The 14,405-nt window shown below is 39.4% G+C and carries 10 protein-coding genes; 4 read left to right on the top strand and 6 right to left on the bottom strand.

What is annotated here, in order from left to right; genetic code table 11:
• Positions 1 to 34: 34 nt before the first annotated feature.
• Positions 35 to 1,120, bottom strand: coding sequence for a methylmalonyl Co-A mutase-associated GTPase MeaB (meaB, locus tag ACOKFG_RS14395; RefSeq protein WP_422861499.1), 1,086 nt, complete (start codon positions 1,118 to 1,120; stop codon positions 35 to 37).
• A 104-nt stretch (positions 1,121 to 1,224) separates the two neighbouring features.
• On the opposite strand from meaB, the gene ACOKFG_RS14390 reads away from it, so the two are divergent.
• Genes ACOKFG_RS14390 through ACOKFG_RS14380 form a run of 3 tightly spaced genes read left to right on the top strand, consistent with a single transcriptional unit; the run spans position 1,225 to position 3,806 of the window.
• Positions 1,225 to 1,767 (top strand): RNA polymerase sigma factor, encoded by a 543-nt coding sequence (locus ACOKFG_RS14390; RefSeq protein ID WP_299485989.1) that lies wholly within the window; start codon positions 1,225 to 1,227, stop codon positions 1,765 to 1,767.
• Positions 1,751 to 2,374, top strand: a complete 624-nt coding sequence (locus ACOKFG_RS14385) for a hypothetical protein (protein ID WP_299485987.1) — start codon at positions 1,751 to 1,753, stop codon at positions 2,372 to 2,374. Before ACOKFG_RS14390 ends, ACOKFG_RS14385 begins: the two co-directional genes overlap by 17 nt.
• Before the next feature lie 19 nt (positions 2,375 to 2,393).
• Positions 2,394 to 3,806: a hypothetical protein gene (locus ACOKFG_RS14380; RefSeq protein ID WP_422861498.1), complete on the top strand. Its 1,413-nt coding sequence runs from the start codon at positions 2,394 to 2,396 to the stop codon at positions 3,804 to 3,806.
• A gap of 78 nt (positions 3,807 to 3,884) precedes the next feature.
• Here the strand turns inward: ACOKFG_RS14380 and msrA are convergent, their stop codons facing one another.
• A complete protein-coding gene (msrA, locus tag ACOKFG_RS14375; protein WP_299485983.1) occupies positions 3,885 to 4,562 on the bottom strand; it encodes a peptide-methionine (S)-S-oxide reductase MsrA in 678 nt (225 codons plus the stop codon).
• 405 nt (positions 4,563 to 4,967) lie between these two features.
• Between msrA and ACOKFG_RS14370 the strand changes: the two genes are divergently transcribed.
• Positions 4,968 to 5,204 (top strand): hypothetical protein, encoded by a 237-nt coding sequence (locus ACOKFG_RS14370; RefSeq protein ID WP_298790767.1) that lies wholly within the window; start codon positions 4,968 to 4,970, stop codon positions 5,202 to 5,204.
• Between the two features lie 181 nt (positions 5,205 to 5,385).
• Here ACOKFG_RS14370 and ACOKFG_RS14365 read toward each other — a convergent pair whose 3' ends face one another.
• The 4 genes from ACOKFG_RS14365 to secA all read right to left on the bottom strand — a co-directional run bounded on the left by ACOKFG_RS14365 (position 5,386) and on the right by secA (position 14,275).
• Positions 5,386 to 6,963, bottom strand: a complete 1,578-nt coding sequence (locus ACOKFG_RS14365; protein ID WP_299485981.1) for an amidohydrolase family protein — start codon at positions 6,961 to 6,963, stop codon at positions 5,386 to 5,388.
• 8 nt (positions 6,964 to 6,971) lie between these two features.
• A complete protein-coding gene (locus ACOKFG_RS14360; RefSeq protein ID WP_299485979.1) occupies positions 6,972 to 9,485 on the bottom strand; it encodes a M14 metallopeptidase family protein in 2,514 nt (837 codons plus the stop codon).
• 41 nt (positions 9,486 to 9,526) lie between these two features.
• On the bottom strand, positions 9,527 to 10,693 hold the full coding sequence (locus ACOKFG_RS14355) for a sensor histidine kinase (RefSeq protein ID WP_299485977.1): 1,167 nt from the start codon (positions 10,691 to 10,693) through the stop codon (positions 9,527 to 9,529).
• A gap of 219 nt (positions 10,694 to 10,912) precedes the next feature.
• Complete coding sequence (gene secA, locus ACOKFG_RS14350; protein WP_299485975.1) at positions 10,913 to 14,275, bottom strand: preprotein translocase subunit SecA; 3,363 nt, start codon at positions 14,273 to 14,275, stop codon at positions 10,913 to 10,915.
• Positions 14,276 to 14,405: the final 130 nt, after the last annotated feature.

Here is a 14,405-nt window from a genome sequence, read left to right as displayed (position 1 = left end):
GTGTTGGCTTATAATCTGGGCAAATTTAGTTCTTTTATTTAAGTTCCCCGGTTAGGCTTTCCAACAGTTTTTTTGCAGCATAGAATGGGGATATTTTTTGCTGTTCCACTGCTTTCAACATTTCGGCCTGGATTTTTTCGAATGCCTTTTTCTGATGAAAATGTAGTTTTAACAGCTCATCCACTGTTTGAAGAAACCAATTTTTGTTTTGATTTTTTCGGTTGTCATCAAAATATCCGTTCGTTTTCACTTGATCAACAAATCCTTCAATCATTTGCCAGATTTCAACAATACCGGTCTGCTCTAAAGCAGAACATCGAAGTACTTTGGGCAACCAGCCATTTTCTTTGGGAGGATACAAATGCAGAGCCCTTGAAAACTCGACCTCTGCTAATTTGGCTTTTTCAATGTTGCCGCCATCGGCTTTGTTTATGGCAATAGCATCGGCCATTTCCATGATGCCTCTTTTGATGCCTTGCAGCTCATCTCCTGCGCCAGAGAGCTTAAGTAGTAGAAAAAAATCGACCATACTATGGACCATGGTTTCACTTTGACCCACGCCTACAGTTTCAACTAAGATAACATTATAACCAGCAGCTTCACATAGAATTATGCTCTCCCGCGTCTTTCGGGCTACACCACCCAACGAATCTCCCGAAGGGGAAGGTCGTATAAATGCATTAGGGTCTTTGGCTAGCATTTGCATTCGAGTTTTATCCCCTAAAATGCTCCCTTTACTTAAGGTGCTCGTAGGGTCAACCGCCAGGACAGCCACTTTTTCCCCCAATTGGGTCAATGTAGAACCGAAGACTTCGATAAATGAGCTTTTCCCTACTCCAGGAACCCCCGTAATTCCAATTCGTATGCTATTGTTCTTTTTGGAAAGACATTGCTCAATCAAGATGTTGGCTTTTTGAAAATGTTCAGGTTTTGAACTTTCCAAAAGGGTTATTGCTTTGGCCAGATGCGCTTTGTCTCCTTCAAAAATTCCTTGTAACAATTGCTCAGCAGAGATATCCTGCTTTCGAATCTTTTTTATTTTAGAAATATGGGAAGAAATATGTTGCTCTTTTGCCAAGGTGGTACTGCTATGATAACCACTAAGGTATAAAGTTTTCATCGTAAGATGTTAAAAAAGGCTCAAATTGAAACAATTTTGCAACACGCACTTTTTTATATCGTCCTTAACTTGAACAACTATAATACCAAACACCAAAACCGACCATGTTTCAGATTGAACTGGTAGAAAAATGCAAAGTCAACGACCGCCAAGCGCAATTAAAGCTTTACAGGCAATATTGCGATGGTATGTATGGTGTGGCCATCCGTTTTCTGAAAAATCCGGATGATGCAGAAGATGTACTGCAAGAAGCTTTTATTAAAGCTTTTCAGCGAATAGACCAATTTAAAGGTGAGGTTACGTTTGGTGCTTGGTTAAAAAGAATTGTCATCAATGGAAGTATCGATTTTTTAAAGTCGAAACATCAAAAGACAGTTGAATTGAATGAGGGGCATATTCACCTTGTAGATGATGACGATTGGACGGTTGAGGATGGGATTTCAATTGAGGAAATTAAGAATGCTGTTGAAAACCTCCCGGAAAAATATAGATATGTAGTACAGTTGTTTTTGATGGAGGGGTATGATCATAATGAAATTTCAGGAATATTGGAGATTTCGGAGACCGCATCAAGAACCAGATTGTTGAGAGGTAAAACGAAGTTAAAAGAAACATTAAAGGATAGGACATATGGCACAGGATCTTAGAGAATTGTTCGCTAAAGAAAGGGAGCTCCGAAAAGATAAGATGAAGGACGGTCATGAAGCTCGATTTTTATCCAGATTGGAGGAAGATTTACCAAATGCAGAAGCAGTGGTTGAATCACCACTTCAATCTAAAAGAAAATCTAGCTCGTTCTTCTGGCTAAGGGTTGCAGCGTCGGTAGTCGTGCTATTGGGTTTGGCAATTTATTTCTTCTCTAGTAAGGAGGCCGTCGAGGAGCGCAAAACCACTATTGCTGATACTGAGAACACACAAGTGCAACGCAATGGTATTTCGTTGGGAGACCTTTCACCCGATTTGAAAAAAGTAGAGAGCTATTATGTAACCAATATTAACCTGGAGCTTTCAGATTTAGAATTTACCGGAGAAAACAAGGCTATTATTGATAGCTATATGTTGAGACTTTCCGAATTGGATAAAGAGTATAACAAGCTGACAGTGGAACTCAATGATATTGGACCCAATGATGATACCATAAATGCCCTGATCCAAAACCTGCAGTTGCGATTGCAATTATTACAAAAATTAAAATCAAAGTTGAATCAATTAAAATCATCAAAAAATGAACAGGAACCCGCAAATATTGTTTAACGTTTTCCTATTTGGCCTAATGGGAGTCATATGTCAGGCCCAGGAAAAATCAAAAACGTACAAAGAGACATTTAATGTTGACTCGGAAACGGTTTTGAATATTGATACCAGTCATGCTGATATTGAATTTGAGACCTGGGACAAAAACCAAGTGGAAATTACCGCTGTGGTAGAACTCGAAGGTGCCTCTGAAGAGGAAGCCAAGACTTATTTTGAAAAAGATGTTATCAGGATTTTAGGAAACAGCAAGGAAATTGATATTAAAACCATCGGCAACAGTTTTAGCGTACTTTCTGGCAATTCCTTTGACCACGATTTTGATTTCGTGGTCCCCGATGTTTCCTTTGTTGAACCGCTATTGGAGAGTTTCGAAATTCCAGAGCTTCCAGAAATGCCCGAAGTGATTGTAATTCCCGAAATGCCCGCATTACCACCTATTCCGCATCTAAACTTTGATTATGAGGCGTATAAAAAAGATGGCGATAAATACATGAAGGAGTGGAAAAAAGACTTTGATAAAAAGTTTGATGAAGATTATAAAGAGCGCTTTGAAGAGTGGAGTGAAAAAATGGAAAAGATGACCGAAGAACGCAGGGAGCAAAGAGAAAAACTTTTGGAACAACGCGAAAAGATGAGGGAGGAAGCCCGTGCTGTAAGAGATGAAGCTAGAGCCATGAGGGATAAAGCCCGTGCACAGCGCAATGAACTTCGAAATGAAAGAAATAGGGAACGAGGGAAGTACAGAGCAGAAAGAGTTTTCAGACTACAAAGTGGTGATGATTCCAATATTTTTTACTTTTCTTCTGATGGGGAAGGAAAAAAGTATAAGGTTAAAAAATATATCAAGATTAAAATGCCAAAATCCGTTAAACTAAAAATGAATGTTAGACACGGAGAGGTAAAATTGGCATCCAACGCCAACAACATTAAAGCAAGCTTGTCTTATGCAAGCTTGCTTGCTTCCACCATTGATGGGGATAGAACTGATATCCGAGCTTCATATTCTCCGGTTGTAGTACAAAACTGGAACTATGGACAATTGAAAACTGATTATTCCGATCACGTAAAATTAAATGAAGTCGGTGTACTTACGTTGCACTCTGTTTCCTCGAATGTTACCATAGATCATTTGAGGGATAAGATTTATGTAACAAACAATCTGGGAGCACTAGAAATAAACTCAGTGTCCAATACATTTTCTGATGTGGATATTACTGTGGAGAATGGCGAAGTAGATTTTGCTATACCTTCCGTACCGTTCTCTATTTATGTAAAGGAAACCAGTTCTGATGTTACCTTTCCTAAGGTTCTTGCTATTGGATCATCTAAAAATTACAATACCAGCGTACATAAAGGCTATCATATCAATAATAAGAATGGGAAGACCGTCAATATAAACTCAAAGTATAGTGAGGTCGCATTAAAAGAATAGTGTGATAATATTCTTTCCTTGATTCTTCTTCACCAGCCTACGCTTAGCAAAAAGTCTTCAGCAAACGTCCATCACACTTTAGCGTGATTCTTCTTTTAAATATGATTTGAAATTTGCCTTAAACCGATTCAATCTCGGGATTGAAACATTTCTGATATAGGAATTATTAGGATTTCTTCGTTCATAATCTTGGTGATAGTCCTCGGCCTGATAAAAAACATCGAATTCCACAACTTGGGTTACTATAGGCCTTCCGTATACATTTTGAGACTCTAAAAGAGCAATATAATCCGTTATGGTTTTCTCTTCAGCATCGTTTTTGTAAAAAGCAATGGAGCGATATTGTGCGCCACGGTCAGGGCCTTGTCTATTTAAGGAAGTAGGGTCATGGGAGCCAAAGAATACTTGAACCAATTGTGTAAAAGAAATTACTTCAGGGTCATAAAAGACCTCGACAGCTTCTGCATGTCCTGTTTTTCCATAAGCTACTTGTTCATATGTAGGGTTCTTTTCAGGCCCTCCGGAATAACCAGAGTATACTTCTTTAACCCCTTTGACACTTTCAAAGATTGCCTCAACACACCAGAAACACCCACTGGCAAAATAAGCAGTTTCATATTCCTGAAGTTTTTCAGGGGAAATAACAACTTTTTCAACGGTTTTGTGCTCCGCTATCGTTGGCTGATTTTTATTTGGAGTCTTGGACTGACATCCTAAAGATGACGATAGAATCAAAAGTATAAATAAGGTTCTCACAGATATGTTTTTAGACTTTGTCGTACCCTAATATAATCTATTACGAAGTGTAGATATGTTTTTAGGGCTTGCAATTTTTGCGTGTCATGATTTTCAGTATCAATTTTCATCCTATTTGACGTAAAAATATAAAAACCCAGTGGTGTTTGGTCATTAACAGTGTCGACGTCCTTATCAAAAAATCGGACCAAATGCATGTACTGTATCCTCTGTTATTACTGAGAGTATCGACGAAATGCACATGGAATCGATAGCGTGTTTTTTCTGCTCAAAACGTTTATCGAGGATAAAATACACTTCAGCCGAAAAAAGTTCCGACACCGAAAAAAAATGGGCGTTAAGCGAGATAAATCCGGGTCAGGGGTCATGTGAAAGTAGATTTACAATGTAAAAACAACCCAAGTCATGAAAGCAATTTTAACCCTTATCGCAGTAATCTTCTTCGGAACTTTAGCAATGGCGCAAGACGCTTCTAAAGAAGTGAAAATTGAAACTACAACTGTTGGTGTTGAATTGGATATTACCATCCAAGAAGAGACTGAAAAAGAAACTAAGGTTGCTAGACTGTACAGATTTAAAAACTCTCGAGTTAAAAAAGAACTTTCTTTCAGAACTAAAAGAAACAAATCTAAATTGGCATAATAATGATATTGGGAATTGCCATACCACTTGCATTATTCTTTAGCACGGCTTTTGTTATCGCATCGATTGCTTTCTCAATGCGTAAGAGACGAAATCCAAGAGATTGATACAAGATTTTCGGACAATATTGTTTTTACATCCCAAACCTTAACTTAACCCCAAACCTTTTACACTATGCAAACTATTCTAATCCCGGTTGCTTTATTTTGTAGTTTAATTTTTGTTTCTGTTGCTGTACTGTTTTCTTTACATCTTGCAAAAGTGCCTTCGCGTCGTAAATAATCCCATCTTTAATGGTATAGGTAACACCACCAACGCGAACAACTTCATTATCTTCGGTTAGTTTGATGGCTCCGGTGCCGTAAAGTACCTTAAGGTTTTTTAACGGATTTTCGGATACGACAACAAAATCGGCAAGCTTACCTACGGCTACTGTACCAATTTTATCATCCATACCTAAGGCCTCAGCACCATTTAAGGTAGCAGAACGGATTATTTCCAGGGGATGAAAACCTGCTTCACGCAGTAACTCCATTTCACGGATATAGGCAAAACCATACAACTGGAATATAAATCCAGAATCTGACCCTGTGGTAACTCTGCCTCCTCTGTTCTTGTATTCATTTACAAAAGTCATCCATAGTTTATAATTTTCTCGCCAGGCTACTTCCTGCTCGGTGCCCCAATCATGCCAGTAGGATCCATGTGAGATTTTACTAGGCTGATAGAAATCCCATAAAGAAGGCAAGGTATAGTCCTCATGCCATTCGGCTCTTCGAGCTCTGTGTAAATCCCGACTTGCTTCATAAATATTCAAAGTGGGGTCTAAGGTGAAGTCAAGACTAATCAGTTCATCCATCACCTTGTTCCAATGCTCAGAATAAGGTTTGGCGGCTTGTTTCCATAGTTTACCCGCTTCTTCAAAGCGATGTTGCTCATTTTGATAGTTGTAATCCAAGGGATAGTCTTGAACTGTTTTGTCTTCAAATAAAGCTTCAGGAAGCCCATACCAGTGTTCCATGCTGGTCAACCCAGCTCGTGCTGAATGTAAGACGTTCCAACGTGCAACATCCAATTGGGCGTGATGACAGGCGGAACGTAGTCCGAGTTTTTTGTTCTCTTCCAAAGCCGCTGCCATAATTTCGGGGGCTGCCCCAAAGAACTTTATACCATCTGCTCCCCGTTCTGCATTGGCTCGCACCCATTTCCTTGCTTGTTCGGGAGTGCTGATTGGAGCATCGTTCAACGGATTAAACCCGCTTGACTTTTGCCCGAAGGCAGTATAGGCCAATATTCTTGGCGCAACAATTTCATTTTTGGAACTTTTTTGTTTTAAATCTAACGTCCAGTCCACGCCACGTCCGGCAGGTTCTCTGACAGTGGTAATTCCATGGGCCATCCATAGTTTGAAGACATAGTCGTAATCCGCGCCTTGCGCAATACCGCCGATATGGCCATGCATATCCACAAAGCCCGGCAGAAGATACATACCCTCGCAGTTCAATTCTTTGCCTCCAGGCTTGAGTTGAGGTCTTTTAGACTCATCAATTTTGACCCCAGGATAGCCTACCACTTGAATCTTTGTGATTTTGTTGTCCTCCACAACGATGTCAACGGGGCCTCTTGGAGGGGCGCCATTTCCGTTGATCAGTGTCACTCCTCTAATTATAAGTTGGGAAAATGGCCCTTCGCTAAGATTTTCTTGTGCCAAGCCAGAACCTAATTGGAACAGGGCAACAAGTAAAAACAGTTTTTTCATAATAGTTGTTATTCTGGAATTCTAATTTTATCTCCTAAAAACAGAGCGTTCAGGAATAACCTGTTGGTTCCATACCACGACCCTCTAAAATTGGGATTATCTGCAAAAAGCACTACTCGACCACCTCCTAGTTTGCTAACAATCAACGACGCAGAGAGTTTCAGGTTTTCTTCCATGTTCTTTTTGGTAACAAAGCCATCAATATGTGGGTCTTTGGAATACTTGGCTACTGTGGCATAGGCATTTTTACTTGGAGCAAGCCATACTGTGTTGTTTTTGTATACTGGAATGGAAGTATCATGATATCCAAAGGCTAGGGGATGAGTGACATCTAAATCAACTTCAAGAATAACACCGCCAACTCTTTCCTTGCCCAAATTCTCCGAGGCATCAACATAAGGTTTTCTTTGGGTGATTTCTGTAGAATCCTTTTCTTTTTTGGTCAACTTTTCCTTGACCAATTTTTTATCGATAGCCCATTTAGATGCCGTTCCTATGGTAATCAAAGTGTTGCCTTTACTCACCCAAGATTTAATTTTTTCTTGCTGTTTTTTGTTGAAGTCATAACTCCCAGAAACCATTACCAATGTGTTGTATTTATCCAGATTGGCCCTGCTTAGATTTCTCATTGGAATTTTGGTAATGGGCATATGCACTCGTGTATCCAACAAATGCCAAACTTCCCCAGCTTCATAAGAACGAACACCATTCCCAATAATCATGGCCGCTTTAGGCTTTTTAATTGGAGAAACATACCTGCTTCCCAAATCGATACCTTTAATACTATAGCCAGAGTTGGTCGCATAAATAGGCACCTGGAATTTTTGTTGAGCTTCTTGAATTCTTTTATATATCTCGTCGGGACTCTTCTTTTGAAGACTAACAGGAACTACTAGGGCTCCATAGTTGAAACTTTTATTCCCAGCGTTGGTTTTGGCCGTAAAGGGCTTAAAAGAGCTTGAAACGACCAGTCCTTTGGATTGTAAATAGTTTAAAGTGGCAACCGCATTGTAATCGTCATAATCGATAATGTATGCATAGTTTGATTTCAGAACCGTTTCAGGATTCGCTAGATTCTTGACCGTTGTGATTTTCTCTCCAAGATTCAACGAGGTGACCGGTCTGTATTTCATATTATAGAAATTGGCCACGGACCAAGCTGAGGCATCATAATAGACACTGTCCCTGAATTTTTCATAGGTCTCGAACATGGTCTGAACCATCCGGTACTGTGGTTGTCTTGTGGGTACAACAAAACCGTTTCCGGATTTAAATACTTCAATTTTGTGCAATAACAATTTGTCGATAAACGCTTTTACACGATTGGGGTCGTGATCATCTTTAAAGGAATAACCTCTGATTCTACTTTTGGAAGCATTTCCCAAGGCACTTTTAAAGAAATCTTGCTGATATTTTCTCAACAGCGCCTTATTTTCAATGGCAGCCTTAACAGTGGTGATACTTGATAAATATTGATTTCGAATAGTGAAAGGAAAGGTGATTTCCCCAAATTCGGTAGTCTGTTTATGACCTCGCGAACTTGCCTGCTCAAACAATAGCCCCAAACCTCCTTGTAAATCTGGGTAGGAGGATCCATAACCAGGATATGTGCCATCAAACACCTCTTTGGTAAAATAAAACGAACCAATGCTGTCCAGGGCTTTCGAAAAGTAATCTCCAAATAAATTGTTCAAATCAATATAGTTCTCCTTTGGCATTATAGGATTCAATGACCCATTGTCTTTCATGGGTTCAAAGAAATAGGAGCTTTGTGAGCCCATTTCATGAAAGTCCGTCACCACGTTTGGATACCAATCGTGATACCAGCTAAGTTTGCCACGACTTTCCGGATTTATTGCCAAAAGCCAATCCCGATTAAGGTCAAACCAGTAATGGTTGGTTCTTCCTCGTGGCCAATATTCATTATGTTCGGCATCTTGCGGATCCGCTACCAACGGGTTTCCTTGGTACATATTTGCCCAATGGGTGTGTCTGTCCCTGCCATCTGGATTAATGGTGGGATCAATAAAAATGACACCCTTGTTCAAATAATTCAGGATTTCAGGATGGTTGGATGCGGTCAAGGTGTATGCTGTGAGCAATGCCGCCTCTGAACTGGAAGGTTCATTACCATGAACATTATATCCCAAATTGATAAATATGGGAATTTCATCATAATTGGTTGGATTTTGTGAGGGATCTGTGAATTTCAGATGCTCGGCTTTTAACTGGTCCAGATTCTTAAGGTTTTCGGGAGTGGTGATGGTAAGAATGACCAATTTTCTTCCTTCATGTGTTTGTCCGTATTCATGTATGCTGGCTCTATCTGAAAGTTCAGAAAGTTTGGTGAGATAACTTACAATCAGATCATGACGTGTATGCTTATCACCTATACCATGGCCCAAAAACTCTTGGGGCGATGGGATACTGGTATTAAAAGGGTGAAATTTTTTAAAGAAATAGTCTTGTGCGGAAACGGGAGCACTTATAATCAGTGCTGCCAAAAGCAGTTTTTTGAGCATTTGATGAAGAATTTGTTAGTCGGTTAAAGATAGGAAAAGCTTTAGCCGATTGTATTGAAATCATCTACAATTTCTTCAAATTCTATGCGATAATAGGTTCCTTTTTTAGAAAGGTCCCTCGCTAAAGTTCCTTTTAGCTGACGTGTAAGATTATAAATAAGCTTAAGTCCTAGGGATTTTGCGTTTTTTGGATCAAAATTTTCGGAATAACCTACACCGTTATCGCCAAGATATAATTCGTAACGGTTGTTGGATAATTTTTTAAGGGATAAGGAGATTATACCCCCTTGGTCGTCCATTATACCATACTTAAGAGCATTGGTAATCGTTTCATTAATAATTAAGCCTAGCGGGATAACCGTATCGATACTAAGCTTATTTTCTTCAATGTTCAAATCAACCTTGACGTTACTACCAGTACCTTTCACTGATCGTAGTAAATATTCTATGAGTTCTTTTACATAGGGTTTAAGTTCTATTTTGGACAAATAATCATCTCTTTTGTACAACATTTCATGAACCATTGCCATGGAAACCACCCTGTTTTGGCTACTTCTGATGATACCGCTTATCTTTTCATCTTCGATTGTCCTAGATTGAAGACTCAATAAACTGGATACTGTTTGTAAATTGTTTTTTACCCTATGATGAACTTCTTTTAATAGGGTTTCTTTTTCCCCTATGCGTTCTTGTATTTCGTTTCGGGATTTATACAATCGCATATGCGCTTGCAATAAATTTTTTCCCACGACCCCTCCTAACAAGTAAACGGCGAAAACGGTACTTAAAAAAGCAAACCAACTTCTAGATGCTTCTGGAACTGTATTTTCTGATATTCTAAAATCCCCAAGGTCATATAAAAACAGCATGGCAATAACAGCCAGATTTAGAATAAGATAAATTTGACCATATACCATGGTGGTGACATAACCCGTAAAAACAACAATGGCCAAAATAAAAATGAACGGACTTTGAATACCGCCACTATACACTGTTACTATGATGGCTCCAACCATAGAAATAATTGAAGTAAAGTTATAGGTAAGTGCTATGTTTTTATGTTTGGTATATAGGAAAGTGTTAGTAATATTAATAATTGCATATCCAAAGAAAGCATATGGAATTATACCTTTTATATCAAGAAAAAAATGGCATACCAACCCAAACAAAATAGCAAAAATGGCCGAGCTGTAATTTACTTTGAGCACCAGATCTAATTTTTGTTGTAAACGATATTTGTCGTTATAAGGCATTTTCATGAACTGCGCTCTGATGTTGTGCTTCTCTGCTACAAGAAAAAGGTTGAAAATTGTGTAGCACAAGTAATTAATATGGGGTGTTTGTGCTGTAAATCTAATTATGTTTTTTATATAAAAAAAGTGACAGCTATAAATAACTGTCACTTAGGTTGTCTGCCATAAAGCAAATTACTCCTCTACAAGCACCCACTCGCCTTTATCAATAAGTGGTTCGGCTTGTTTGTATTTAACAGTTTTGCTTTCGCCTGACATGATATTTTTTATGGTAACCCTGTCATTCCTACCAATTTTCGGTTTTTCACGAACTATGGTTTCGGTTACCTGAGGCCTTCTTCCTTGGGTCTGACCTACGGCCCTGTTTTGAGCGGCCAATTCATCACTATTTGGAATTTCTTCCTTAGAAGTCTGCAAATTTTCCTTTGGTCTTCGAACGTTCCCCGCTTCTTGAATAGGATTGGTATTCTCGGAAGGTAATTCTCCTTTAAACAGGAATGAAATGATTTCCTTGTTTACCTTATCGATCATTTCCTTGAATAATTCAAAGGCTTCGAACTTATAGATCAAAAGCGGGTCCTTTTGCTCATGTACCGCCAATTGCACCGATTGTTTCAATTCATCCATTTTTCGCAGATGCGTCTTCCACGAATCATCTATGATGGCTAAGGAAATATTTTTCTCAAAATCGGTAATTAATTGTGTTCCATTACTGCTGTATGCAGCCTCCAAGTTGGTAACGACATTTAGGGTTTTGATTCCATCCGTAAAGGGAACTACAATACGTTCGAATTTATTGGATTGATCTTCGTATACTTTTTTGATGACAGGGAAGGCCACGGTGGCACTCCGCTCCATTTTTTGCTGATAGAAATCGTATGCTCCTTTGTAAACTGTATTAGCAATTTCTTGAAAACTCAACCTTTTAAACTCTTCCTCATTGACCGGAGAGGTTATCGAGAAATATTTAATGAGTTCAAACTCGAAGTTTTTGAAATCATCTGCCATTTTATTAGTCTCTGCAATGACTTCACAAGTATCGTAGATCATATTGGCAACATCCACCTTCAAACGCTCACCTTGTAAGGCGTGACGTCTCCTTTTGTATACCACCTCGCGCTGGGCGTTCATGACATCATCATATTCCAACAGACGCTTACGAATGCCAAAGTTGTTTTCCTCTACTTTCTTTTGGGCACGCTCAATGGATTTTGTCATCATCGAATGCTGAATGACTTCACCTTCTTCAAGTCCCATACGGTCCATCATTTTGGCCACACGGTCAGATCCGAACAAACGCATTAGGTTATCTTCTAAAGAAACATAGAACTGGGAGCTTCCTACATCTCCCTGACGTCCAGAACGTCCACGTAGCTGCCTGTCAACGCGTCTTGAATCGTGCCTCTCAGTTCCTACAATAGCTAGACCGCCAGCAGCTTTTACTTCATCACTTAATTTAATATCTGTTCCACGACCTGCCATGTTGGTAGCAATGGTAACAATGCCGCCTTTACCGGCTTCAGCCACGATGTCAGCTTCTTTTTTATGCAATTTGGCGTTCAATACGTTATGTGGAACTTTACGAACGCTAAGCAATTTTGAAAGCAATTCTGATATTTCCACTGAGGTGGTACCTATTAGAACCGGTCTGCCTGCGTTGGAAAGCTCTGTAACTTCTTCAATAATTGCGTTATATTTTTCCCGCTTGGTCTTGTATATCAAATCATGACGGTCATCTCTTGCGATTGGACGGTTGGTTGGAATTTCCATCACATCCAGCTTATAAATTTCCCAGAATTCGCCAGCTTCAGTAACCGCTGTACCGGTCATCCCAGCCAACTTGTTATACATTCTAAAGTAATTCTGAAGGGTAATGGTAGCAAAGGTTTGAGTCATGGCCTCAATCTTCACATTTTCCTTCGCCTCAATGGCCTGGTGCAATCCGTCCGAATAGCGACGTCCGTCCATGATACGACCAGTTTGCTCATCAACAATCATTACTTTGTTGTCCATCACCACATATTCCACATCCTTTTCAAACAGTGTATAGGCTTTAAGCAACTGGCTCATGGTATGGATGCGTTCACTTTTTACAGCGAAATCTTTAAAAAGTTCTTCCTTGAGTTCAGCTTCTTTTTCGATTTCCAGTTCTTGCTCTTCAATCTTTGCAATTTCACCGCCAATGTCGGGCATCACAAAGAAATCCTTATCCTGGTCACCAGAAATGTAATCGACTCCTTTGTCAGTCAATTCAATCTGATTGTTTTTTTCATCAATGGTAAACAATAGGTCGGCATCTACCTTGGGCATCTCCCGATTATTGTCTTGCATATAGAAGTTCTCCGTTTTTTGAAGCAGCTGTTTTACGCCTTCTTCACTTAAAAACTTGATTAAGGCCTTGTTTTTGGGCAAACCTCTGTGTACACGTAATAAAAGGAAACCGCCTTCTTTGGTATCTCCTTCTTTAATCAGCTTTTTAGCTTCTGCCAAAACCCCAGTCAAATGTTGACGTTGTTTTTGAACGATGTCACCAACTTTGGGTTTTAATTCGTTGAATTCGTGTCTATCTCCTTCAGGAACTGGTCCTGATATGATTAAAGGCGTTCGTGCATCATCAATAAGTACAGAATCGACCTCATCTACAATGGCATAATGATGTGGTGGCTGTACCAAATCACCTGGAGTATGTGCCATATTATCCCGCAGATAATCAAAACCAAATTCGTTGTTGGTTCCGTAGGTGATATCAGCATTGTAAGCAGCTCTTCTTCCATCTGAATTAGGCTGATGCTTATCAATACAGTCTACAGAAAGTCCATGGAATTCAAAAATAGGCGCCATCCAAGCACTATCCCTTTTGGCCAAATAGTCGTTTACCGTAACCAAATGGGCTCCTTTTCCTGGCAATGCGTTAAGATAGAGTGGGAGTGTGGCTACCAAGGTCTTTCCTTCTCCTGTGTGCATTTCGGCTATCTTACCTTGATGCAGTGTGATTCCACCGATCAATTGTACATCGTAATGGATCATATCCCAAGTAACTTCCTTTCCCGCGGCGTCCCAAGAATTCTTCCATACGGCACTATCACCTTCCAAGGTCACATAATCTTTTGAACCCGAAAGCGAACGGTCAAATTCCGTTGCAGTAACAGAAAGGGTCTCATTCTCGGTAAATCGTTTTGCTGTTTCCTTTACCACCGCGAAGGCTTCCGGAAGGATTGTGTTTAACGTATTTTCGGAAATTTTATATGCTTCTTCATTGAGCTTATCAATTTCGGTATAGATCTCCTCATTTCGATCTATATCTGTCGAATTTTGGATTTCTTCCTGAAGCTTGGCTATTTGGTCGTTGATCTCCTGACAATCCTCTTGGATCTTCGCCTTAAAAGCAACTGTTTTCTGTCTTAGTTCGTCATTGGTGAGTCCTTCAAGCTGTTGTTCAAAGGATTTTATTTCATTTACCAAAGGTTGTAATGCCTTTACGTCTTTTTCAGATTTATCACCTACAAAAACCTTTAGTACGGAATTAATAAAGCTCATGAATAATTTTTCTTTTGGATTGCAAAAGCCGTTCCATTGTAAAGAGTGGTCGAAATCCTTTTGCTAGGCTGCCAAAATTACATAAAAAAAAGCCTCAAATGAGACTTTTAATAAGTGTTTGTGTTTTTGT

Origin of the sequence: Flagellimonas rhodophyticola, assembly GCF_049332665.1 — a bacterium.
Lineage (GTDB): Bacteria > Bacteroidota > Bacteroidia > Flavobacteriales > Flavobacteriaceae > Flagellimonas.
The sequence above is the reverse complement of the archived record's forward strand: the minus strand, read 5'-3'. Positions and strand labels throughout refer to the sequence as shown.